Annotated in this window: 17 protein-coding genes; 12 read left to right on the plus strand and 5 right to left on the minus strand. The window is 53.8% G+C overall.

Annotated features, from left to right (window positions below; all coding sequences use genetic code 11):
- Positions 1-71 precede the first annotated feature (71 nt).
- Entirely contained in the window at positions 72-941 is an 870-nt protein-coding gene (locus B347_RS0109780) for an isocitrate lyase/PEP mutase family protein (RefSeq protein ID WP_019409531.1), read from the minus strand.
- Between the two features lie 319 nt (positions 942-1,260).
- Here B347_RS0109780 and B347_RS0109785 point away from each other — a divergent pair, with 319 nt between their 5' ends.
- From B347_RS0109785 to B347_RS0109825, 9 genes are all read left to right on the plus strand, one after another.
- Positions 1,261-2,034, plus strand: a complete 774-nt coding sequence (locus B347_RS0109785) for an ABC transporter ATP-binding protein (RefSeq protein ID WP_026014094.1) — start codon at positions 1,261-1,263, stop codon at positions 2,032-2,034.
- An 82-nt stretch (positions 2,035-2,116) separates the two neighbouring features.
- The gene (locus B347_RS0109790; protein ID WP_019409533.1) at positions 2,117-2,725 is read left to right on the plus strand and encodes a dTMP kinase; all 609 of its coding nucleotides are present in this window, start codon (positions 2,117-2,119) and stop codon (positions 2,723-2,725) included.
- A 232-nt stretch (positions 2,726-2,957) separates the two neighbouring features.
- Positions 2,958-5,864 carry an FAD-binding and (Fe-S)-binding domain-containing protein gene (locus B347_RS0109795; RefSeq protein WP_019409534.1) on the plus strand — a complete coding sequence of 969 codons (2,907 nt, stop codon included), beginning with the start codon at positions 2,958-2,960 and terminating at the stop codon, positions 5,862-5,864.
- Between the two features lie 103 nt (positions 5,865-5,967).
- Positions 5,968-7,530 (plus strand): PucR family transcriptional regulator, encoded by a 1,563-nt coding sequence (locus B347_RS0109800; RefSeq protein ID WP_019409535.1) that lies wholly within the window; start codon positions 5,968-5,970, stop codon positions 7,528-7,530.
- 168 nt (positions 7,531-7,698) lie between these two features.
- Entirely contained in the window at positions 7,699-8,982 is a 1,284-nt protein-coding gene (gene gabT / locus B347_RS0109805) for a 4-aminobutyrate--2-oxoglutarate transaminase (RefSeq protein WP_026014095.1), read from the plus strand.
- Between the two features lie 115 nt (positions 8,983-9,097).
- Positions 9,098-10,507, plus strand: a complete 1,410-nt coding sequence (locus tag B347_RS0109810; RefSeq protein ID WP_019409537.1) for an amino acid permease — start codon at positions 9,098-9,100, stop codon at positions 10,505-10,507.
- A gap of 349 nt (positions 10,508-10,856) precedes the next feature.
- On the plus strand, positions 10,857-12,332 hold the full coding sequence (locus B347_RS0109815; RefSeq protein WP_019409538.1) for an NAD-dependent succinate-semialdehyde dehydrogenase: 1,476 nt from the start codon (positions 10,857-10,859) through the stop codon (positions 12,330-12,332).
- Positions 12,333-12,424: 92 nt separating this feature from the next.
- Complete coding sequence (locus B347_RS24840) at positions 12,425-13,777, plus strand: aminotransferase class III-fold pyridoxal phosphate-dependent enzyme (RefSeq protein WP_033387554.1); 1,353 nt, start codon at positions 12,425-12,427, stop codon at positions 13,775-13,777.
- 398 nt (positions 13,778-14,175) lie between these two features.
- Positions 14,176-14,379, plus strand: a complete 204-nt coding sequence (locus tag B347_RS0109825) for a hypothetical protein (RefSeq protein ID WP_019409540.1) — start codon at positions 14,176-14,178, stop codon at positions 14,377-14,379.
- On the opposite strand, the gene B347_RS0109830 is transcribed toward B347_RS0109825, so the two are convergent.
- Positions 14,376-14,870: a hypothetical protein gene (locus tag B347_RS0109830; RefSeq protein WP_019409541.1), complete on the minus strand. Its 495-nt coding sequence runs from the start codon at positions 14,868-14,870 to the stop codon at positions 14,376-14,378. The genes B347_RS0109825 and B347_RS0109830 overlap by 4 nt on opposite strands.
- A gap of 477 nt (positions 14,871-15,347) precedes the next feature.
- Here B347_RS0109830 and B347_RS0109835 point away from each other — a divergent pair, with 477 nt between their 5' ends.
- Positions 15,348-17,768, plus strand: coding sequence for a glucose/quinate/shikimate family membrane-bound PQQ-dependent dehydrogenase (locus B347_RS0109835; RefSeq protein WP_019409542.1), 2,421 nt, complete (start codon positions 15,348-15,350; stop codon positions 17,766-17,768).
- 109 nt (positions 17,769-17,877) lie between these two features.
- Here B347_RS0109835 and B347_RS0109840 read toward each other — a convergent pair whose 3' ends face one another.
- On the minus strand, positions 17,878-19,428 hold the full coding sequence (locus B347_RS0109840) for a TerC family protein (RefSeq protein ID WP_019409543.1): 1,551 nt from the start codon (positions 19,426-19,428) through the stop codon (positions 17,878-17,880).
- Positions 19,429-19,680: 252 nt separating this feature from the next.
- Complete coding sequence (locus B347_RS0109845) at positions 19,681-20,574, minus strand: LysR family transcriptional regulator (protein ID WP_019409544.1); 894 nt, start codon at positions 20,572-20,574, stop codon at positions 19,681-19,683.
- A gap of 158 nt (positions 20,575-20,732) precedes the next feature.
- Between B347_RS0109845 and B347_RS0109850 the strand changes: the two genes are divergently transcribed.
- Both B347_RS0109850 and B347_RS0109855 read left to right on the plus strand, forming a co-directional pair.
- Positions 20,733-22,034, plus strand: coding sequence for an NAD(P)/FAD-dependent oxidoreductase (locus tag B347_RS0109850; RefSeq protein WP_026014096.1), 1,302 nt, complete (start codon positions 20,733-20,735; stop codon positions 22,032-22,034).
- 48 nt (positions 22,035-22,082) lie between these two features.
- Entirely contained in the window at positions 22,083-23,171 is a 1,089-nt protein-coding gene (locus tag B347_RS0109855; protein WP_019409546.1) for a polyamine ABC transporter substrate-binding protein, read from the plus strand.
- Here B347_RS0109855 and B347_RS0109860 read toward each other — a convergent pair.
- On the minus strand, positions 23,168-23,368 hold the full coding sequence (locus B347_RS0109860) for a PLD nuclease N-terminal domain-containing protein (protein WP_019409547.1): 201 nt from the start codon (positions 23,366-23,368) through the stop codon (positions 23,168-23,170). The genes B347_RS0109855 and B347_RS0109860 overlap by 4 nt on opposite strands.
- Positions 23,369-23,383: the final 15 nt, after the last annotated feature.

Here is a 23,383-nt window from a genome sequence, read left to right on the forward strand (position 1 = left end):
TGCGGTCGTTAACCAACCACCGGTGTTTCAGCGTGGTGAGGTAACGGCCGTATTATCCAATCCGCTCAGGATCACTCTTTGACATCCATAAACTCTTTGGCCCAAGCCACATAGTCTTCTGGTTGCGTGTAGGTGTGGGTCAGCTCTGTGGCACTGAGGTTGCTGGTGCTGTTGGTCAGATGGCGCTGAGCACGCAAGCTGTCGTAAGTGGCCTTGATCGCGGCGAAGTAGGCGGCATGGCCGGCCACTACGATACGCACGCCCAAACTGGCTAGGCGCTGGCTGTCATTGAGTTTCGGGTTGCCGTAGGTCACCAGCATCAGTGGGACGGTGAGTTTTTCCGAGATTTTCTCAAGGTGCTCGAAATCGCTGATGCCAACGATGCAGATTCCGTCGGCGCCGGCTTTTTCGTACGCCTGAGTGCGCTCAATAACCGACTCAACTGGCAACACGCCTGCGTTGGTCCGGGCAATGATAGACAGCAGAGGGTCGACGCGGGCTTCAAGGGCCGCCTTGACCTTGCCGATGCCTTCTTCGATAGAAATCAGATCGGTTGATTTACGAGCGAATTGTGCGGGCAGAAGGGTGTCTTCAATCGTCAGTGCGGCAACCCCGGCACGTTCCAGCTCTTCAACTGTGCGCATCACGTTTAGGGCATTACCATAACCGTGGTCAGCGTCTGCGATGAAAGGCAGTTGAGCGACACGGCCAATGCGGGTGGCCTGTTCTACAAACTCACTGAGGGTGATAAGGGCAAAATCGGGTGCTGCCAAGACTTGTAAGGAAGCGACTGAGCCACCGAGGATGCCGACCTCGAAACCCAAGTCTGCGGCGATACGTGCAGACATGGGGTCAAACACTGAGGCTGTTTCAACGCACGCTGGTGTTGCAAGCAAGTGACGAAAATCATTACGCAGAGCTGAGTGGGACTTTTTGGGCATGATCTTTCCTGGTTCTGGCCATCGTCGAAATACGATCTATGCCTATTTATGGTCGAACGAGACTACCACGCAGCAAAACAGAGAATTATGACGTTTCAGAATGGGCTATGCAGATTAGGCATACGCTGCGACGTGTTTTACATCTAGAAGTGCAGAGAAATCACTCGGCGTGCAGCGCGCTATACAACCTCCCTCGCGAGTGAGGTTGCCGCAAAACTGATAATTAAGGCACAACGTCATGCCAAGCATCCCGTTGCAATCATGCGTGGAAATGAGTAGAACCCCCTGCACGAATCCTATGGCCAACCAAGGCACATCAATGATCGACTTGAATCAGGTTTCCGCTTTTCAACTGCAAACACAGGTCTTCGACCGCGTCTCATTGAACATTGGCTACAACGAGCGAGTGGCCATCCTTGGCCCTAATGGCGCGGGGAAGAGCACACTGTTAAAGCTCATCAATCGTGAGATTTACCCGGTTGAGCGTGAAGGCAGCTACCTGAAGCTTTTCGGCGATGAAACCGTCAACCTGTGGGCCTTGCGTAGCAAGATCGGTTTTGTGTCACAGGACATGCAGGAAGACTACACCCCGTATACCTCTGCACTGGATGTCGTACTGTCGGGCTTTTTTGGCTCCATGGGCGCCCACGCGCACCTACAGCCCAACGAAGAGCAAGTCGAGTTGGCCCGCAGCCTGATGAAGGAATTGAGCATCGATATCGACGAGAAACGTATGTTTCAGCGTTTATCGACTGGGCAGAAACGTCGATTGCTGCTGGCACGCGCACTGGTTCATCACCCTCAGGCGTTAATTCTTGATGAGCCCACTAGTGGTCTCGACATGGGAGCCAGTTTGGGATTGCTGTCGCTTATGCGCAGCTTTTGTGGAGACGGCCGCGCAATGATCATAACGACCCACCACATTGACGAAATCATCCCGGAAATCGATCGCGTGATTCTTATCAACCAAGGCCAGTTGATTGCCGATGGACCAAAGCGCGAAATCCTGACCAGTGAGAACCTGTCGGCTCTTTATCAAACTGAACTGCAGGTTTCAGAGAACAACGGCTGGTATCGCTGCTGGCATGCGTAAGGGCAGGGCGCCGCGCTTGAGTTTGTGGGTGTATCAGTTCAGGTAATCGCGCCAAAATCGCACATCAGTCGTTAAGGCAAAAATGAATCGTCCTTTTTTTGTTTCTCTAGATGGTCCCAAAGGCACCGGCAAAACCACGCTGTTGGAAGCCGTGACGAAAGCACTGAGGGCAGACAACAAAAAGGTGATTCGACTGTGCGAGAAAAAAAGCGATCCCTACAGAAGCGAAACAATGAACCTCGTTAACAAACTCGTCAGAAATCCCTCCCGAGATTTAGAGTTGCGAGTGTGTGAGCGCCTTGCAGATAGCCGCGCCTGGATTTCGCAACACATACTCACTCAGCAGCCTTCAGACAGCATCATCCTGATTGATCGCTGGTACCCATCGGATGCAGCATTTCGCCGGATCGTCCCATTTGCAGAGATTCTTCAGTTAAACAGTGATCGACACGTGCAAGTGCCAGACCTGCACGTCGGCGTTGTCACAAACCCTGAACTGTCATGGGCAAGAGCAGCGGCACGACGACGAGGGTTGGGCAGCACGGTGATTCATAAGCTGGAAGAGCAGATCGCTAGTACCCAGGCGTTCGAGCAAGCAATCGCCGCTCACGGCTGGGTTTTATGCCGTAATGAAGGCGCAATTGAAGATGCGGTGATGCAAATTGTGTTGGAGATAGACTGCCTTGGTTGAGCGCAAAAATAAGTGCCGGGTTTATCAGACCACTACAAAGAAGATTTCACGTGTTTAAGGTTTTCACGCTGTCCGTCTTTAAGTAGGAGAAACTGCTTCTTTCATCCTATTTATAGTGTGTATAGCCTTGTGCATTCTCTATTTACAGTATTCAACGTCCGTAGCTCTGCCCTAGGTTATTCCCTTTGAGCGATGCGTTCCCGTGCTGATGATCGAGACCAGGCTTTTACACATGACAAAAAATGCCCCTATTCCTTTCGACCTTAACCTTCTGTTGAATCTACGCTCAAAGCTTGAGGCGCAGACGTCGGCGGAGGTCCGATTCGATGCCGCCAGTCGAGCGATCTATGCGAGCGAGGCTTCGAACTACCGCCAGTTGCCTATCGGTATTGTGATTCCCAAAAGCACGGCGGATATCGTGACCGCCGTTCGCCTCTGCCATGAGGCCGGCATACCTATCCTGCCTCGTGGCGCGGGCACCTCCATGTGTGGCCAGGCTGTCAACGCGGCGGTCGTGATTGATGCATCGAAGTACCTCAACGCCATCCATGAAATTGACTTTGCCAAGCGTTTGGCAAGGGTCGAGCCGGGGGTTATTTGCGATCAGTTGAAGTCGGCAGCGGCAAAGGTAGGGTTGACGTTTGGCCCCGATCCAGCGACCCATAGCCGTTGTACGTTGGGCGGGATGATCGGCAACAACTCTTGCGGCGCTCACTCGGTGATGGCCGGTAAAACTGTTGAGAACGTTGAGCGCCTGGAGGTTTTAACCTATGACGGGGAGCGTTTCTGGGTAGGGCCAACCGACGAGGCTGCTTATCAGGAGCATATAAATGCGGGTGGGCGGCGAGCAGAGATCGTCCGCGGACTAAAGGCCTTGGTCGAGCGTAACGAAGCGCACATTCGTCAAGGCTTCCCCAAACTCAAGCGTCGGGTATCAGGTTACAACCTCGATCAGTTGCTGCCTGAAAATGGTTTCAACATTGCGCGTGCTTTGGTCGGTGTCGAAGGCACGTGCGTCACCATTCTGCAGGCCGAGACGATTTTGGTGAAAAACCCAACCCACCGTGTTCTGGTGGTGCTGGGCTACGAAGATATTTACTACGCCGCTGACTCGGTACCGCAGTTGTTGCCGCTTAATCCAATAGCCATGGAAGGGTTGGATGACGGCATTATTGATGGTCTGAAGGCTCGTGGTATGAAGCTTGACGATATCAGCCAGTTGCCGGCAGGCAATGCCTGGCTGATGATCGAATTTGGCGCACTGTCAACTGACCAGGCTGTGGCGTTTGCTCGCAAAGCCGTGGATATAGCGCCTGACTTACCTGGCTGCCCGAGTGTGCGTCTGGTGACTGATGAGCACTTAATGAATCGCATCTGGACGATTCGCGAAACCGGAGCCTCTGCAACCTCTTTAGGCTTGGACCCTAACGAGCCAGATCCTGTGGTGGGTTGGGAAGACGCTGCGGTTGAGCCAGAGCACTTGGGTCAATACCTGCGTGAGTTCAAAAGCCTAGTCAGCCGCTACGGCTACAAAACTAACCTGTACGGGCACTTCGGTGATGGATGCATTCACTCTCGCATCACGTTTGACCTCAAATCCCAAGGTGGCGTTGATCACTGGCGGGCATTCCTGAGTGAAGCGGCTCATCTGGTGGTGCGTTATGGCGGTTCGCTGTCCGGCGAACATGGCGATGGTCAGGCTAAGGGCGAGTACCTGCGCATCATGTACGCCGAAGAAATCATGAATGCTTTTGCTGAGTTCAAAGCCATTTGGGATCCTTTGAACAAGATGAATCCTGGAAAGTTAATCCATGCCATGCCGGTTGACGCTAACCTGCGAATGGGTCCGGATTATCAGCGCCGCGATGTTCCCAGCCTGTTCACTTACGACGCTCGACTGGGTGACAAAGGGTTTGCGCGTGAGACGGAGCGTTGCATAGGCATGGGCAAGTGTCGCTCCCTCGATGGCGGCACCATGTGCCCAAGCTTTAGGGCTACGCGTGATGAAAAGTACTCCACACGCGGTCGCGCGCGTCTGTTTTTCGAACTCTTGAAAGGCGAGGTGATCCATGACGCCTGGCAGAACGAGCAGGTTAAAGACTCTCTTGATCTGTGTTTGAGTTGCAAGGGTTGCAAAACAGACTGCCCGACCAATGTGAACATCGCCCGTTACAAAACCGAGTTTCTGAGCCGCTATTACAGTGAAAAGCGCCGCCCAATAATGGAGGCCATGATTGGACGTATTGGCGAGTGGCTGCCTTACGCCACTCATTTTTCGCCTGTACTTAATTACGCTATGGGTAATTCTCTGGTTCGCAAAGTAGGGACTTTTGCGGGGCTGGCGCGCCACGCTAAGTTTGCGAAGATCGCGCCCAAGAGCTTTCGTAACAGCGATACCGCTAAGCGGATCTTGAAAAATGATGATGCTCGTTCAGGGACTGAGGTGCTGTTATGGGTGGACAGCTTTAATAACGGTTTTACACCCCAGGTGCTTGAGGCGGGTGTGACGGTACTGGAAGCCTTGGGCTTCACCGTTAAGCTCATGAAGCGCCATGTGTGCTGTGGACGTCCTTACTACGATGTGGGGATGATTGAGCAAGCCAAGTCCAACCTTGAACAAATTCTGACTCAGTTGGAGCCGGTGCTGGAGGAGGGGCTACCCGTCATCGTACTGGAGCCAAGTTGCTTGTCGGTTTTCCGAGATGAGATGCCGGGGTTATTCCCAACAGACCAGCGAGCCAAGACGCTTGAGAAGTCGATTATGACGCTGAGCGAGTTCATAAGCAGTCGTGGACTTCAGTTGCCTGTGATTGATGAAGATATTCGTATCCATGGCCATTGCCATCAGAAATCCTGTGGAGGAATGGGGGGCGAGCAAAGCGTCCTTGAAAAGTTGGGGGGCAAAGGGCAGGTGATTGCTGCGGGGTGCTGCGGGGTTGCAGGTGCCTACGCTTACCACAGCAAAACAGCCCCGATTGCGAAAATCATTGGCGAGAAAGAGTTCAAGCCTCACATTGACAAAATTCCGCACGAAGCTGCCGTTGTTGCTGATGGTTTCAGCTGTCGCGGGCAAATTCGCAATGTGAGTGGCAGGGAGGCGATGCATCTGGCTGAGTACCTAGCGAAAATTCTGAGCTAGAGACTCTGGCGCGTGTTACTCAAGCGTTTGGTTGCTGAGGTCCTTTATGCTCGGCAGCCATTGAGTATGGCCGTTTTGTCATTTTAAGTGGGATAGCTAAATCATGAAACTCGATGCTGCGATAGAGAACACGGTGTTACGCGAGGTCACTGTGGTTGCAGGTGCAGCCGCCATGAATCGCGAAATTACATGGGTTCACATCGTCGATCACCCAGAAATTACCAATTGGCTAAAACCGGGCGAGCTGCTGTTAACGACAGGTTATAACTGGCCGGTCGACGACGAAGAATGTCGAGCGATGGTTCGCCGATTGAGCGAAATTGGTTTGGCAGGGGTAGTGCTAGCCGTTCCACATTTTCGCGAGCATTTCACTCAGGCCGCGATTGACGAGGCGAATCTTTGTCATTTGCCACTGCTGGAACTGCCCTGGGAAATTCAGTTTAGCGAGATCATGTACGATGTTTTGGCCCGGATCATCAATATCCAGGCTGAGACCATTCGCCGTTCAGACCATATTCATCGCACGCTGACAGAGGCTGCCTTAGAAGGTAACAATCTGGAGGGGGTGGCGAAGGCTTTGCACTCTGCGTTGGACAAAAACGCCACCGTAGTCGCCGTGGACGGTACTGTGTTGGGCGCTTCCGATCCCTCGGTGAATGAGTCTGAGGAACGTGCGCTCGTCAAAACGATCACTCAGTTGGAGTCGCTTCCCTGCTTCTTTGAGTCCAACACGCCAAAGGTTGTTTTAGAGCCTTCAGGGCGCTCCAGGCTGGGCGGTGCCATCAGGCTTCGCGGAGAGGTGATTGGCATTGTCTGGTTGTACAGTGAGCACGAGGAGTTCGAGGAGTTGGATTCTCGCGCCCTCGAACACGCAGCCGTTATTGCAGCGTTGCACCTCACCTATCAGCGACAGTTATCCGATCAAGAAACACGGCTTGGGTATGCCTTTGTCGCGGGTTTGCTGGAGGGAAAATTTTCTGCCACACCAAGCGCGATCGAAAGAGCGCAGGTCTCTGGGTGGAGTGAAAGCAGGGGGTATCGGGTCTGTCTAGTGCTGTTGAATGAACCGATTCCGCTTTCGGTGGAGGGATTCAATCGGCGCACGCGGATGGCTGATCGAATAGCAAAAACGATGCTGGGATTGAATATTGCGCCGCTGATGTCTGTCTCGCTCAACCAGATCAATTTTTTACTTCCGGCGGAAAATTCCGCCGATGCTATTTGGCGTTCAGTGCGCTCAGAAGGTGGGGCTCTGGCAGTCAGTCGCGTGCATCAAGGCGTCACCGGAATGGCTCAAGGGGCTGAGGACGTATTGGCCCTATTGCCTTTGCTCAAACCCGGCAAGCTGCATGACTTCGATGAAGTTTTATTCCCGAGGGCGCTGATGGGCGATTCGGATGCGCGGCGCTTGTTGATTGAAAAACTGATTGAGCCGCTGGGTAACCCTAAGCGTGGTAACGCTTTAATCGATACCGTATTAACCTTGGCCAAAGAAGGCTTCCAACTGATTAATACGGCAAAGGTACTGGATATTCATATCAGTACCCTTCGGTATCGGGTTGAGCGAATCGAGTCAATGTTAAACATTTCGCTCGACAATCCAGATCATAAGTTCAAGTTGCAAGTGGCAGCCCAGATGTATGCATTGGCTGGCGATGACAAATAGCAAGAAGGGCGTTGGAAGTTGGACTATCTGTAAGCAGTCGTTAGTCGGGCTGCACGGCACTCCTACTCTAAACAGGATAACTTTTTGAGGTATTCCTATTTATCGGCCGAAGCGACAAGACTAGGGGGCTGGTTAGCATTGACCCACTGACTCACAAAGGTGGATGCCATGTCTTCTCAACAAAAACTGTCTATATCGCCCCGATCCCAACACGTATCCAATGGGGTAGCAGTTGCCCACCCCATTACAGTTAGCCGTGCGGCTGGGGCTTATCTGTGGGATGACCAAGGTAAAAAGTACTTGGACTTCGTTGCCGGAATTGGCGTTCTTAACGTCGGTCACAACCACCCGCGAGTAGTTGAAGCGGTACGCAAACAGTTAGAAACCTTCTCGCACATCTGCTTTCAGGTAGCCGCTTACGATCAATACACCGATCTGGCAGCCAAACTGAATACGTTGGTTGGCGGCCCAGAACATTTCAAGTCTGTGTTCTTAACCACAGGTGCAGAGGCGGTTGAGAACGCGGTCAAGATTGCCCGCGGTTATACAAACCGCCCGGGTGTGATTGCCTTCCGTGGGGGCTTCCACGGTCGTACATTGATGGGCATGACATTGACCGGTATGAGCCAGCCGTATCGCCAAAACTTTGGCCCATACGCACCGGACATCTATCACACGCTTTACCCCAACGAATACCGTGGCATTACTACAGAGAAAGCGTTGGCGGCTCTGCAGGAAGTGTTCGACACCCAGATTGCTGCGGATCGCGTTGCAGCCATCATCATTGAGCCTGTTCAAGGGGATGGCGGCTTTATTGCCGCGCCGGTTGATTTCATGCGCGCGCTGCGTAAGAAAACCCAGGAACTGGGCATCGTTCTGATCTGCGATGAGATCCAGACTGGCTTTGGCCGGACCGGTAAGATGTTTGGTTTCGAACACTCGGGGATTCAGCCCGATCTCGTCACTGTTGCCAAAAGTCTGGCGGGAGGGCTGCCGATCTCGGGTGTGGTCGGGCGTGCAGAGATCATGGATGCCCCGCTGCCTGGTGGTTTGGGCGGAACTTATGGCGGTAATCCGCTGGGCTGCGCTGCGGCATTGGAAGTCATCAAGATATTCGAATCGGAGCAGCTGACCGAGCGCAGCCGCGCCATTGGCGCTCAGCTCTTGGAAGGTTTCACTTCACTGGAAGGTCGCTTCAACAGTATTGGTCACGTGCGTGCTATCGGCGCGATGGCAGCTGTTGAGTTTGTCTCTGACCGCGACACAAAAGCACCGGATGCGGCGATGGCGCAGCGCGTGATTGATGCGGCGCGCGAAGAAGGCTTGTTGGTTATCAAGTGCGGTGTGTACCGCAACGTCGTTCGCTTTATTTGCCCCTTGGTGATTAGCGAGCACGATGTTGCGCAAGCGCTGGGCATGTTCGAGCGTGCTCTGATCGCGGCTAACGCTTAACCCTCGCAGTCACACGCAAAGCAGTACGACGCTCCTGTCTGCGGGGGCGTCGCAACGTTGGTGGCCAGAGCCTGTGAGTGACTCTGCACTTACTACAATAACTAGAGAGTAGAAAATGGACACGACAAGCACGAGTCTAAGCAGTAACAAAGAGGCAACCGGAAGCCTTAAGGCGGGATTGAAATCCCGACATCTGACAATGATGTCAATTGCAGGGGTTATTGGTGGGTCTTTATTTGTCGGCTCTGGCAGCGTCATCCACAGTGCAGGGCCTGCGGCGATACTCGCGTTCTTAACGGGCGGCATCTTAATGATGCTGATCATGCGAATGCTAGGCGAGATGGCTACCTCTTCGCCAGATACAGGCTCTTTTTCAACCTACGCTGACCGAGCCATTGGTCGTTGGGCAGGCTTCACCATTGGCTGGCTTTACTGGGGATACTGGGTCAGCTTAATGGCGTGGGAAGCCTATGTGGCCGGTAAAATTCTGAACGGTTGGTTCCCAATGTTCAGCGTTAATGTGTATGTACTCGCGGTGACGTTGGTACTTATCAGCATTAATTTTTTTAACGTGAAAAATTACGGCGAATTCGAGTTTTGGTTTGCTCTGATTAAAGTAGTGGCAATCGTCTGCTTCCTCGTGATTGGCTGTCTGGCGGTCACAAACATTTGGACAGGAGGGACGGTACATGGCATCAGCAACCTAACGGCGCACGGCTTTATACCCAACGGCATTGAGCCGGTAGTGGGGGCCATGCTGGGTGTTATGTTCGCCTTTCTCGGAGCGGAAATCGCCACAATCGCTGCCTCTGAGTCGAAAAACCCGTCTCAGCAAATTATCAAAACAACGAAGTCAGTTGTTTGGCGGGTGGGTCTGTTTTACGTCGGTTCGATCTTCCTCATTGTGTGCCTCGTGCCTTGGAACGACCCGATGCTGGGTGTGTCCGGTTACGGCTCATATCGTCGTACTCTCGAGTTATTGGGTGTTCCTGGCGCTGAGTTATTGATGAACTTTGTCGTTCTTACCTCCGTTAGCAGCTGCTTGATTTCAGCTCACTACACGGCATCTCGCATGCTGTTCTCGTTGGCAACGCGTGGCGACGCACCTTCGATGTTCAAGACCGTCAGGCCGGAAACTGGGGTTCCCGTATTCGCTATTGTCGGCTCGTGTGCCGTCGCTATTGTGTTGGCGTTGATCAATTTCAGCGAGGCGTTGCGCCCTAAGGACGTGCTGGATACGCTCATGAACATGACCGGCACAATTGCTCTTCTTGTCTATTTGGTGATCGCTTGTTCTCAATTGAAAATGCGCCGCAAGCTTGACCAGGCAGGCAGCGACATTCCTCTTAAAATGTGGCTCTACCCATGGCTGACTTGGATAGTCATCATTTTCATCGTGATATGCCTTACCGCCATGTCGTTCATGCCGGACTATCAGGTGCTGGTGATCTCGACTGGGGGAGCGGGCTTGGTCTTGGCCCTGATCGGTATGATCCATCAAGCTCGCTGCGCCCGACGCAGTTAATAAGCAGGTAACGTGTCGTGTAAAGGGTCGGTTGGGGAGAAGTTCTCAACTGGCCTTTTTTACGTTCAGTCACTGGGTCTACCCCCCCCCACACGGCAAGTACTACTTAAACGACTTAAAGTGGGTGGTTTTATCCTACTTAAACTAGATAGTTAGCCGCGCATGGGTTGCTTAGGATTTAACCCTTACGAATCGTTGAAACAGTGACTTGTGACACAGGTAATCGGGCGAAGTTAATTGAGCCTTAAACCCTGCGGCTCAAGTTGCAATGTCATTCAACTCAGTGGATTGGAAACATCCCTCAGATAACAGGGTGGGAAGTCTTCTGATGGAATTATGTGGGGTACTTATGAACTTTGAATTGCAACGCAACGCGCTAATGGCAACCCAGAACTTCATTTCCGGTGAATGGCAGGGTGCAGAATCCGGTGCAACGTTTCCAGTTAATAACCCTGCCACAGGCCAGTGTGTTGCGTTGGTGCCCGATAGCGATGAGAAAGATGCCAAGGCGAGCGTTGAATCTGCGGTCCAGGCTTTTGCCACGTGGCGCGCAACGCCTGCCAAGCAGCGCGCTGCCATTCTTAAACGCTGGAATGACCTCATCCTGGCCAACGCTGAGGATCTTGGGAAAATCATTTCTTCTGAGCAAGGTAAGCCGCTCGCCGAAGCCATCGGTGAGATTGCTTATGCCGCAAGTTATGTTGAGTGGTTTGCTGAAGAGGCGACACGCGCCAACGGCGACATAATTCCCGCGCCAGTTCGTGGGCGAAAAATGTGGGCTTACAAAGAGCCAGTGGGTGTTGTTGCGGCGATTACGCCCTGGAACTTTCCTGCAGCCATGATCGCCAGGAAAATCGCGCCAGCTCTGGCGGCTGGTTGCACCGTTGTGTGCAAACCTGCTGCTGAAACACCGCTTACAGCGTTGGCTTTGGTCAAACTCGCTGAAGAAGCGGGCGTTCCGGCAGGCGTGCTGAACATCGTGATTACGTCTGCCTCCAAAGTGGTCGCTGACGTATGGCTTGATGATGCACGCGTTCGCAAGATCACCTTCACAGGTTCCACCCCGGTAGGTAAGCACTTGGCACACGAGTCCTCGCGCACGCTGAAGAAGCTGGCGTTGGAACTGGGCGGAAACGCACCATTTATCGTCTTCGACGATGCTGACATTGATGCTGCCGTTGAAGGTCTAATGATTGCGAAGTTTCGCAATGGCGGCCAAACCTGCGTATGCCCTAATCGCGTGTACGTTCAGTCGAAGGTCTACGGCACCTTCCTAGAGAAGCTGAGTGCACGTGTCGCTGCTTTAGTCGTAGGGCCTGCGAGTGATCCAGCCTCTCAGATTGGGCCAATGATCAACGCCAAGGCTATTGCCAAGATTGAAGAGCACGTCAATGACGCCATTAAGCGGGGTGCGCGGGTTCTGATAGGTGGTAAACGTCTGTTTACCGAGCAACGCGCCGAGTCTACTTACTACGCACCCACCGTTCTGGCTGATGTAGACCGTTCTTCTAAGTGTTTTCACGAAGAAACCTTTGGCCCTGTTGCGCCCATCACTCAGTTCGACGCGGAGCAAGAGGTCCTCGAAATGGCCAACGACTCTCCATTCGGGTTGGCCTCGTACTTCTACACCAATGATATGCGCCGCGTGAACCGAGTGGTCGATGCACTGGAGTGCGGCATCGTGGGTGTGAACGAAGGCGCTCTGGCTGCCGAGGCCGCGCCATTCGGCGGCGTCAAAGACTCCGGCTACGGGCGAGAGGGCTCGGTTCATGGCCTAGAAGAATACATGCACATCAAATATGTCTGCCAAGGCGGCCTGGATTAATTACTTCATTTTTCGCTAGTTAAACGCGCTCTGCACCCTGGCATTTCACGGGTGCAAAGCCGACCTACTATGTCACTGAGTTCAGAGGTCGTATGAGCAGCATTCAAGAAAAAGATCAGCACTGGGTTCATCCGGTAACCGCTTTAATGGATCACCAAGCGAAAGGCGTTTGCGCATGGAAAAGTGCAGACAGAATTCACCTGACGGATGTCAACGGACATCGAGTACAAGATGCATTCTCAGGTCTTTGGTGTGTGAATGCTGGATATGGACAACCCACTATTGTGGAGGCGGCCAGAAAGCAACTCGAAGTCCTGCCTTACGCAACGGGTTACTTTGGCTTTGGTAGCGAACCGGCGATTGAGTTGGCCTATCGTTTGGCTAAATTGGCACCTGCGGGGTTGAATCACGTCATTTTCGGGCAGGGCGGATCCGATGCAGTCGATACCGCCATCCGAACTGTCAGCTATTACTTCAACGCTATCGGCCGACCTGAAAAGAAGCATTTCATTGCAGTGCAACGCGGCTATCACGGCTCATCTGCCATGGGCAGTGGGTTGACGGCTCTTCCTGTGTTTCACCGCTACTTTGATGTGCCGACGCCCACTCAGCACCACATTGAAGCGCCCTACACCTATCGTCACAGTGCAGGCCCAGACGAAGCTGCTGTTCTACGGGCCACCGTCGCAGCGCTTGAAAGTAAGGTTCAAGAAATCGGCGAAGATAAAGTCGCAGCGTTCATTTGTGAACCGATCATTGGCTCTGGTGGGGTGATAGTTCCACCGGCGGGTTACCTCAAGGCCATGCGTGCAACCTGTGACAAGTTGGGCATCCTGCTGATCGTTGATGAGGTTATTACAGGCTTTGGTCGTACTGGGCCAATGTTTACTTGCGAACACGAAGGTGTCAGCCCTGACCTTATGACCCTTGCGAAAGGTCTGACATCGGGCTATGCCCCAATGGGGGCAACGATCATTTCCGACAAGATCTTTGCGGCGATCGCCGAGGCAGGGGCAGGGGGGATCCCGTTTGGGCACGGTCAGACGTATGCAGGTCATCCCGTCAGCGCTGCGATCGCGAACGCGACGTTAGATCTGTACGAAAACGGCCTGCTGCAAAATGGAACTGAAGTGGGCGAATACTTCCAGACAAGGCTTCGAAGCCTTGAGAGCCTGAGCCTTGTGGGTCAGGTTCGTGGGCAGGGCATGCTGGCAGGTTTGGAACTGATTACGGACAAAAATGCCAGAACCAAGCCTGATGCGAACTTGAAGCTTGGACAAAAAATCCTAGCGCATGCGTTTACCGAAGGCCTTGTTTTCCGAGCATTTGCAGACGATATTCTTGGGTTTGCGCCGTCGCTGAACTACACCAAAGCCGATGTTGATAACCTAATTGACATTCTCACGTTCTCCATCGAGAAAGTGTCGGGTGCGAGCTGGATTTAAAGGTCAGTTGTTCGTTTAAATTAGGTGCTGTGTCCAGGGGTCTTCTTTTAGAAGACCCTTTTATATTCACAAGACTTCGGACGTGTCGCCAGCAAGCCAAGGTAGTCAGATGAAAACCTACGGATGCGCCGTCGGATAGCGGAGTCGTAAAAAGAGCAGCGTCGTATGGCTTGCTTTCCTTCAACTGAAGATTCTGCTGCCTGGCTTTTTGTGGTCTACGCTGGAACTTGGCGCCTTGGAGCGCGCCAGTGACTGGCAACCGCTTACTTAATAGGGTATTAGATTTAACATAATATACATTATGCGAATCTTCGTATTGGGACGTCTGGGTCAGTGGAGGCTGCTTTTCAACAGGCAGACAGGCATTATCGACCTCTGACCATCTTGGGATCAAAACCATGAACCGTGCACCAGGTACTGAAATCCAACGCTGGACTGTGACCTGCCAAGACGCTGCCGACGGCACTGGTGACATGATCGTGCCGTTGCCCGATGATCTTCTCAGCGAAATCGGCCTTGTCATTGGTGACACGCTGACTGTTGAAAAACAGCCTGACGGCTCGTTAATACTGACGAAACCGTCTCAAGTCACTCGCGATTAAATTGACCGACGCGTCATTTCATCCAGCACCTTGTCCAAGTGTGGCGCGAGCTTCAACACATCGAGGTCAATAGCTTGAACGGAATTACCTTCATATGGATATCGAGTGCCAACGAACAGCTTTGAAGATGCTGTGATCCATTTTTCCAGTTCAAAACCCGGAGCCAATCGTTCTGAGGTTTCACGAAGATGGTTGGCCAGCTCCATGGGAATCGCGTTGTATAGATCGATCAAACCGTGCCTATTTCCGGGCAAGCCAGCGATCAAACGTAGATGCCCCTCAGGATCATATTCGCTTCTTGGGAAACGAGGATCAGCCTCTACAAGGAATGATTTAAGAAGCAGCTCCGAAGCGAGCGCTGAGTTCATAACTGCTGGCCAATACAGAGCTGTATCACCATCAGAGGCTGTTTTCTCTAAGATCTGCGCAGCCCTCAAAAAAGCCCGTGCTTCCTCGATAACCCAAGTGCTTGGCAAAGGCTCAAAGTCCATGTTTCCTTGCTCCTAATCTCAAAAATAAGCAGTCTACCTGTAAGTGAGAATACGCAGGAGCGAGGAGTAAAGGCTTCAATCCTTGGCGATTTTGCAGTATGTTGCTCCTTTGATATTCCATTCAGTTATAACTCTACTAAATGTCTGTTTAGTTGAGTAAACATATACGACCATTTTCCCAAGCCAATAGCTGGTAAGTAACGTTCTCCGTGCCCTCTCCCGTCCGGCTGCCCTGCTCGATTATTACGCTCCCCGCAACGGTGCTTCTTGCCCGCCGAGACTGACAATTTGTCGCAGGGGTGTATTTTTTGATATTGTGTCGAGAATTAACCATTTGGTTCAAAGCGTATTCGAGGCTGCCCTCTCACGGGCAGTGGGTGCCACTGCAAGCCCCGTTTCTTGGAATCAGCGCTAGTGTTAACGCTGGCCACCCTGAAATCTCTCCACCACTTTCATGCATCAATAGGGTCATTCACCATGAATAAATCTCAACCTGCGGCTACTGTCAGCCGTTGGCCTATCTGGATCGCCGCCTTGGGTGTGCTGGTCTTCGGTTTGCTGTTTATGGCGGGCGGCGGTTATCTCGCCACGCTTGGCGGCAGTTTGTACTTCGTCCTCGCCGGTACCGGGATGCTCGTCGCTTCGGTGTTGATGTTTAAACACCGTGTGTTGGGTGCTTGGCTGTTCGCTGCGGTGATGGTGGCGTCCATTATCTGGTCGCTGCTTGATGTCGGGCTGGTGTTCTGGCCGCTCATATCGCGTCTGTTTGCGCTGGGTGTATTGAGCCTGGTGGTGGCGTTGGCTTACCCAACATTGCGCAAAGCCAATGGCCTGAATGGCAACGGTGGCTATGTGCTCAGCGCCTTGTTGGCGGTGGCAGTTGCTGCGGGTGCTTGGGGAATGTTTCAGCCCCACGCTTCAGTTTCACCCACGGGTGACGGCCCCGGCTTGACCAAAGTTGATCCTGCCAAGGCACAGAAAAACTGGGAACAGTACGGTAACGACGAAGGCGGCAGCCGCTTTGCCGCGTTGGATCAGATTAACCGCAGCAACGTTTCCAAGCTGGTACCGGCCTGGACTTACAACACAGGTGACGTCGCGATCAGCAATGGTAACGGCGCGGAAGACCAGATGACCCCACTGCAAGTGGGTGACAAGGTGTTCATCTGCACCCCACACAACAACCTCATTGCTCTGGACGCCGACACGGGTAAAGAGCTGTGGAAGAATGAAATCAACGCTAAGTCGGCGGTCTGGCAGCGTTGCCGTGGTCTAGCCTACTTTGACGCTACCGCGCCTATCGCAGCGCCAACCGATGGCAGCACTGCGGCCGCTGCTGTTAGTGTGGCTCCCGGTGCCGCTTGCCAGCGTCGTCTGTTGACCAACACTATCGACGCCCGCCTGATTGCTGTCGACGCTGACACCGGCAAGTTCTGTGAGGACTTCGGCGTTAATGGCCAGGTTGATCTCAAAGCAGGCTTGGGCGATGTGCCTGACTCCTACTACCAACTGTCTTCCGCACCCTTGATGGCCGGTACCACTGTAGTGGTCGGTGGCCGTGTGGCCGACAACGTTCAAACCGACATGCCTGGTGGCGTGATTCGTGGTTTTGACGTGGTGACTGGCGCTATGCGCTGGGCGTTTGACCCTGGTAATCCGCAAGACAAAAAGGCACCGGCAGACGGCCAGACTTATGTTCGCAGCACGCCGAACAGCTGGGCACCCATGTCTTACGACCCGCTGATGAACACCGTGTTCTTGCCGATGGGCAGCTCGTCCACCGACATTTATGGCGTTGAGCGTACTGCACTGAACCACAAGTACGGCGCTTCGGTATTGGCCTTGAACGCCACCACCGGTGATGAGAAGTGGGTTTATCAGACGGTCCACAACGACCTGTGGGATTTTGACCTGCCGATGCAGCCAAGCCTGATCGACTTCGCCAAAGCCGACGGGACCAAAGTGCCTGCCGTGGTCATTGGTACTAAAGCTGGGCAGATCTTTGTACTGGACCGTCACACCGGTCAACCGCTGACTGAAGTGAAAGAAGTTCCGGTCAAAGCCTCTAACATCCCGGACGAACCTTACTCCCTGACTCAACCTAAATCGGTGGGCATGCCGCAGATTGGCGCGCCAACGCTGACTGAGTCGGACATGTGGGGCGCTACGCCATTTGATCAGATGCTGTGCCGTATCGCGTTCAAGAAAATGCGCTACGACGGCCTCTACACCGCTCCGGGTACTGACGTTTCGTTGAGCTTCCCGGGTTCGCTCGGTGGCATGAACTGGGGCGGCCTGTCGACTGACCCGGTGCACGATTTTATCTTCGTCAATGACATGCGTCTGGGCCTGTGGATCCAGATGGTGCCACAGAAAAAAGACGCCAAGGCATCCTCGGGTGGCGAAGCCCTGAACACTGGCATGGGCGCAGTTCCGCTTAAAGGTACGCCGTATGCAGTGAACAAAAATCGCTTCTTGTCTGTGGCTGGCATTCCTTGCCAAGCGCCGCCTTTCGGTACGCTGACCGCTATTGACATGAAGACCCAGAAAATTGCTTGGCAGGTTCCGGTTGGCACGGTGCAAGACACCGGTCCATTGGGCGTCAAAATGAACCTGCAACTGCCAATCGGCATGCCGACACTGGGTGGCACCCTCTCCACTCAAGGCGGCTTGGTGTTTATTGCCGGTACTCAGGATTACTACCTGCGCGCCTTCAACTCGGCCAACGGCGAGGAAGCCTGGAAAGCCCGCTTGCCTGTTGGTAGCCAAGGTGGCCCGATGACCTTTGTGTCGCCTAAAACCGGTAAGCAATACGTTGTAATCACCGCGGGTGGCGCACGCCAGTCGCCTGATCGTGGTGACTACGTGATTGCTTACGCGTTGCCTGACAGTCAGTAAGTAAGTAAGTAAGTAAGTAAGTAAGTAGCTGTAAAAAAAGACCCGCCTAGTTAGGCGGGTTTTTTTTACGTTGTAGCCGCTGCCGCAGGCTGCGGCTACAGCTCTGGCCCTACCCCTCCTTTGCCAACAACACCCGCGTTACTCGCCGTTCTTCGACCCCAACCACGGTCAATGTCCAGACTTCCCAAGAAAGCGTGTCGCCAATCATTGGCAAGCGGTCCAGCAAACTCATGACCATCCCAGCCATTGTTTGATAGTCATCCGTTGCCTTGCCCGGAAAACCAGTGTACTGGCGCACCTGGCTAAGATTTAAAGCGCCGCTAACCAGATAACCGTTGTCTTGCGTGACGATATTCGGGCCTTCAATCTCACTTGCATCCGGCAACTCACCGGCAATCGACTCCAAAATGTCAGTCATAGTGAGAATGCCGATAAAGTCGCCGAATTCGTTGATCACGAAGGCAATGTGAGTCGACTCTTTGCGCATCTGCTCCAAGGCATTAAGAATGGTGAAGCTGTCGAGCAGGTTGATTGCTTTACGAGCCATCGCCTCTAGGTCAGGTTGATGGCCCGCCAGCAGCTCTTTCAGCAGCTCCTTCTTGTGCACAAAGCCCAATGGCTCATCAATGCGCCCTGCCCTTATCAACGGCAATCGCGAGTACGAAGAGTGCATTAAAGTGGTTCGGATACTCTCCTGCGAATCTGTCAGATCAATATGATCGACCTCGGCACGCGGGGTCATCACTGTGCGGATGGGCCGCTCTGCCAATTGCAGCACACCCCTGATCATGATTCGTTCACGGCGATGGAAGACTTCTTCAGCCTCATCACCGTCGAGCATGTCGGCGATTTCCTCACCCACCTCATCTTCGTTCAACTTGCGACCGCCCAGCAGGCGCATCACCGCATGGGCCGTACGTTCGCGCATCGGGCGCATGCCTTGCAGGCTGCGTTTGCGGCGTGAGCGGGCAATCTGGTTAAACAGCTCGATCAGAATCGAGAAGCCAATCGCCGCATACAAGTAGCCTTTCGGGATGTGGAAGCCCAAGCCTTCAGCCGTCAGGCTAAAGCCGATCATCATCAAAAAGCCCAGGCAAAGCATGATCACGGTCGGATGGCTGTTAACGAACTTGGTCAGCGGCTTGCTGGCAATAATCATCAGGCCGATGGAAATGACAACCGCGATCATCATCACCGAGAGATGCTCAACCATGCCGACTGCGGTAATCACCGCGTCCAGCGAGAACACGGCATCGAGCACCACAATTTGCGCGACGATGGGCCAGAACATGGCATACACCGCATTCGACTTGCGCTCTGCAACGTGGCCTTCGAGCCGTTCGTGCAACTCCATAGTTGCCTTGAACAACAGAAACAGACCACCAAACAGCATGATCAAATCGCGTCCGGAAAAGGACTTTTCAAACACCTCAAACAACGGCTCGGTCAGCGTCACCATCCACGAGATGCTAGCCAGCAGGCCCAAGCGCATCAACAGGGCCAGCGTCAGGCCGATAACCCGCGCGCGGTCGCGCTGCTCGGGCGGCAACTTGTCCGCCAGAATCGCAATAAACACCAGGTTATCGATGCCGAGTACCAACTCCAGCACGATCAACGTCAACAGGCCAAGCCAGGCCGTGGGATCTGCAATCCATTCCATAAGGGTTACTCAGTCTCTCGAATAATCAGGGTGAGCGAATGACGCGCACGCACATGCAAAGCAACCGACGTGATGCCGGGCCTCAATAAGTGTGGGGAATGCGAGATGGATTCAAGAGTGGCGACTGAGCGCGAGGCTGAGGCGGGGTGTAACGAGCGACTGGGAGGCTCCAAGACGGTGTTCATATAAACCTTGGTTAAATTCGGGAGGCAATCCTACAGCGACTCCCGATCTACTCGCTTTAGATAGTTATTACAAAATCTTACTCGCCCCCTGCCCGGCTTGCTCTGCGAACCATTGCAATACCCTTGAACATGCTGGATGGGCCGTGGCCGATGACTGAAGGCACAGCGAGTAATTGCCGCCCGTCTTCAGTGCTTCCCCAAACGGAATCACTAACACCCCGCGCTGAATGGACTCCTCAGCGAGGGTCATATCCGTAACGGCCACGCCCAAGCCGCGTGCGGCGGCGTCTAGGGCCAACTCATCGAGGTTGAAAGGAATATGCCGGTAGGTAGCCAGAGGCTTACCGTGATTGGCCGACAGCCAGGCAATCCACGCCTGTTGATCCGCCGAACGGTGCAACAAGGCAAAGCGTACAAGATCATCCATTGATGACAAACCACCGAGCCCTGGCGCGCATACCGGCACCAAGGCTTCTTCGAACAGGGCTAGGCAGGCCGGATCGCTAGAAGGCTCACTCAGATAAAGGATGTAGGCGTCACTGTCATTGCTGGGCTCGACAACTTCGGTGGCGACGGTCTCAATCGACAGCGCAATATCGGGATGACCCAGGTAGAAATCGCTCAGCTTGGGCAACAGCCAGCGAACAGCCAACGACACGTGCATGCGAATCCGAAACGGTCGTTTCTGCGGCGACAGGCGATCCTCTAGTGCCCGCAAGTGCTCAAGAATATGGCGTGCACTGCCTAGCACCTGCTCGCCTAGCGGGGTTAAGCGAACGTTGCGGCTGTTTCTGGCAAACAGCGCAACACCAAAGTGCGTCTCCAATTGCTGGATCTTTCGACTCACCGCGCTTTGGGTCAAACACAGCGTGTGTGCGGCCTGAGTAAAGCTGCCGGACTCAGCAACTTCTACCAGAGCCTGCATGGCGTGGAGCGAGGGAACGTGGCGCAGCTTATCCATGCGTTTTCTGCATTGATCAATGAATTTATAACGTTGGTTGTATCACCGCGCGCGTCATAAATTCAAGGCATGGCGAGCGCTGCGTTATCTAAGCTATGTATCCAGTACATGAATCACGATGAATGCAGCGGCGCAAAAACGAACATTCGAGGTGTTGCTTGAAAAATCAATGTGGCTGGATTGCCCTCGCTGATACGTCGCCCAGTCGCGAACACCTCGCGGGCTCGCAAAAGGCTGACTGGCTGATTATTGGCGCGGGAATCACCGGGTTGTGCGCGGCACATTCGCTGGCCGAAATGCATCCGCAGGCACGCATCGTGATTGTCGATAGACAGCGCGCTGCGCAAGGTGCCTCGGCGCGCAATTCAGGGTTCGCCGTCGCCCACGAGAACCCGGCGACTAGCGAACTGCTCGGCCGTAGCGGCTTTGCGGGCTACCAACTGGACTCATCCATCGGGCTGGCCGCCAGCCAAGAGGTACGTACACGCATTGCCCGTCACAGCATCGAGTGTGAATACCGTGATTCGGGTTACTACTTCGCGGTCAATGACCCAGACAAGCTGCAACAGATTGAGGCCAAACTGCAAACGCTCAACGCAGTGGGTGCTTCAGCGCAATTTGTGCAAGGCCCGCAACTGGCGCAAAAGCTAGGTACTGAGCACTACACGGCGGCGATCTGGTGCGGCAACGGCAATGCCCTGCTGCAACCAGCCAAGTACGTAAAAGGATTGCTGGACGCGCTGCCAGATGCGGTCTCCCTCTACGAAAACACAGCGATCAGCAGTCTAGAGCGCATGAGCAACGGCCTTATACGGGCCAACAGTCCAAATGGCAACGTCGAAGCCAAGCAGGTTTTGGTCTGCCTTAATGCCTTCATTCCGCGAGCCGGGATTAGCCACAGCCACACATTTGCGATGGAACTCAGCGCAAGCCTGACTCGCCCGCTCACCGATCAGGAGTTTGCCGCTCTCGGCAGTGTTGAACCCTGGGGTGTGCTCTCCACTCGCCCGCTCGGCGCCACGGTGCGCCTGACCCCTGACCGACGCGTGATGATCCGCAACACGGCGGAGTACAGGACCAAGGACTTGTCCGAGAGCAACCTGTTAAAGCGTCGCGAGCACCATGCTGTGGGTTTACAACGACGCTTTCCCGGGTTGTCCGTTCGCGACATTCAGTACACCTGGACCGGCCACCTCAGCGCTTCACGCAGTGGCCAGCCTTACTTCGCCAGCGTGCAGCCAGGCATCTTTGCGGTAGCCGGGTGCAATGGCTCGGGCTTGGCGCGCGGCAGTTTATGGGGCCGCTTGCTGGCAGAACTGGCCAGCGGCGCCAGCTCGCCACTTTTGCAAAGCGTTATGGAGCGCGCCCAGCCGGGTTGGCTCCCGCCGCGGCCGTTTTTCGACATTGGTGCGGCAGTACGCATGCGTGTCGAGGCGATCAGAGCCCGCACCGAAATCTAAAAAACGAAGATCACAAAAGAACAAAAACCCTAGACCCGGTGATTGAACATGCACATCAATACGGCCTCCCTTGCACTCATGCTCACAGCGTTCTCTGCCGCTAGCTACGCAGACGAGAGCGTCAACATATCTAACTGGAACGGTTACATTGCCGACGACTCCTTGATCACATTCACCCAACAAACCGGGATCAAGGCTACGTACGACATTCATGACAGCAACGAAGTGCTGGAATCCAAGTTAATGACCGGCAACACCGGGTATGACGTGGTCAGCCCTTCAAACCACTTCATGTCGCGACTGATCAAGGCCGGGGCCGTTCAAAAGCTCGACCGCAGCCAGTTGCCCAATTGGAAAAACCTGGACCCAGTACTGATGAAAAAACTCGAGGTCAACGACCCGGGCAATCTCTACGGTTTTCCCTACATGTGGGGCACTGCGGGCATTGGCTACAACGTCGACAAGATCAAAGAGATCTTTGGCAGCACGGATGTCACCCACTCCTGGAGCCTGTTCTTTGATGAGAACAACATCAAAAAACTCAGCCAGTGCGGGGTAGCGATTATCGACAATCCGACGCAAATCCTGCCGATTACACTCAATTACCTAGGCTTGCCCCACCACAGCCATGAGCCGGAGGACTACAAGAAAGCTGAACAGGCGCTACTCAAGATCCGGCCTTACATTCAGTACTTTCATGCATCGAAGTACATCAGCGACTTGGCCAATGGCAATATTTGCGCCGTTATCGGTTTCAACGGTGATGTTGTGCAGGCGGCGGCAAGCGCCAAGGAAGCAGGGAATGGCATAAACATCGCCTACTCCATACCTGAAGAAGGCTCTACGTTGTGGCTGGATATGGTGGTCATGCCCAAAAGCGCGCCCCATGAAAAGAATGCATACGCCTACATGAACTACCTGCTTGACCCTCAGGCCATTGCGCACATTAGCAATAGCATTCACTACGCCAATCCAAACCTGGCGGCCACTGCTTACCTGACGCCGGAGGTCAAACAGGACCCAGCGATTTATCTGCCCAAAGAGGTCGTGGACAAACTCTTCACCGTGCAGGACCTGCCTGCGTCAATCGCACGCCTTACCACGCGACTGTGGACCAAGCTCAAAACCAACACTTAGGTTTTAGGGGGAGCGTGCTGCTTGGCGCCGACCAACAGCCACGCCAACATGCCGAATAGAGGTACAAAAATCACCACCGCCACCCACATGCACCGGCTGTTCACCGGTGCATTGCTCTTCAGCACACCGCGCAGGGTCCATAGTTCTAAAAGCAACAAAATGACGGCTAAAACGGCCCAAAACGTAGGAATTTGCATACATCACCTCACCAG

This window comes from Pseudomonas psychrophila HA-4 (genome assembly GCF_000282975.1).
Classification (GTDB): Bacteria; Pseudomonadota; Gammaproteobacteria; order Pseudomonadales; family Pseudomonadaceae; genus Aquipseudomonas; species Aquipseudomonas psychrophila_A.

What these genes read in the sequence shown, in the direction of transcription:
- B347_RS0109780 (WP_019409531.1), bottom strand. Translation starts at nt 941, where the DNA reads ATGCCCAAAAAGTCCCACTCAGCTCTGCGTAATGATTTTCGTCACTTG.
- B347_RS0109785 (WP_026014094.1), top strand. Translation starts at nt 1,261, where the DNA reads ATGATCGACTTGAATCAGGTTTCCGCTTTTCAACTGCAAACACAGGTC.
- B347_RS0109790 (WP_019409533.1), top strand. Translation starts at nt 2,117, where the DNA reads ATGAATCGTCCTTTTTTTGTTTCTCTAGATGGTCCCAAAGGCACCGGC.
- B347_RS0109795 (WP_019409534.1), top strand. Translation starts at nt 2,958, where the DNA reads ATGACAAAAAATGCCCCTATTCCTTTCGACCTTAACCTTCTGTTGAAT.
- B347_RS0109800 (WP_019409535.1), top strand. Translation starts at nt 5,968, where the DNA reads ATGAAACTCGATGCTGCGATAGAGAACACGGTGTTACGCGAGGTCACT.
- gabT (WP_026014095.1), top strand. Translation starts at nt 7,699, where the DNA reads ATGTCTTCTCAACAAAAACTGTCTATATCGCCCCGATCCCAACACGTA.
- B347_RS0109810 (WP_019409537.1), top strand. Translation starts at nt 9,098, where the DNA reads ATGGACACGACAAGCACGAGTCTAAGCAGTAACAAAGAGGCAACCGGA.
- B347_RS0109815 (WP_019409538.1), top strand. Translation starts at nt 10,857, where the DNA reads ATGAACTTTGAATTGCAACGCAACGCGCTAATGGCAACCCAGAACTTC.
- B347_RS24840 (WP_033387554.1), top strand. Translation starts at nt 12,425, where the DNA reads ATGAGCAGCATTCAAGAAAAAGATCAGCACTGGGTTCATCCGGTAACC.
- B347_RS0109825 (WP_019409540.1), top strand. Translation starts at nt 14,176, where the DNA reads ATGAACCGTGCACCAGGTACTGAAATCCAACGCTGGACTGTGACCTGC.
- B347_RS0109830 (WP_019409541.1), bottom strand. Translation starts at nt 14,870, where the DNA reads ATGGACTTTGAGCCTTTGCCAAGCACTTGGGTTATCGAGGAAGCACGG.
- B347_RS0109835 (WP_019409542.1), top strand. Translation starts at nt 15,348, where the DNA reads ATGAATAAATCTCAACCTGCGGCTACTGTCAGCCGTTGGCCTATCTGG.
- B347_RS0109840 (WP_019409543.1), bottom strand. Translation starts at nt 19,428, where the DNA reads ATGGAATGGATTGCAGATCCCACGGCCTGGCTTGGCCTGTTGACGTTG.
- B347_RS0109845 (WP_019409544.1), bottom strand. Translation starts at nt 20,574, where the DNA reads ATGGATAAGCTGCGCCACGTTCCCTCGCTCCACGCCATGCAGGCTCTG.
- B347_RS0109855 (WP_019409546.1), top strand. Translation starts at nt 22,083, where the DNA reads ATGCACATCAATACGGCCTCCCTTGCACTCATGCTCACAGCGTTCTCT.
- B347_RS0109860 (WP_019409547.1), bottom strand. Translation starts at nt 23,368, where the DNA reads ATGCAAATTCCTACGTTTTGGGCCGTTTTAGCCGTCATTTTGTTGCTT.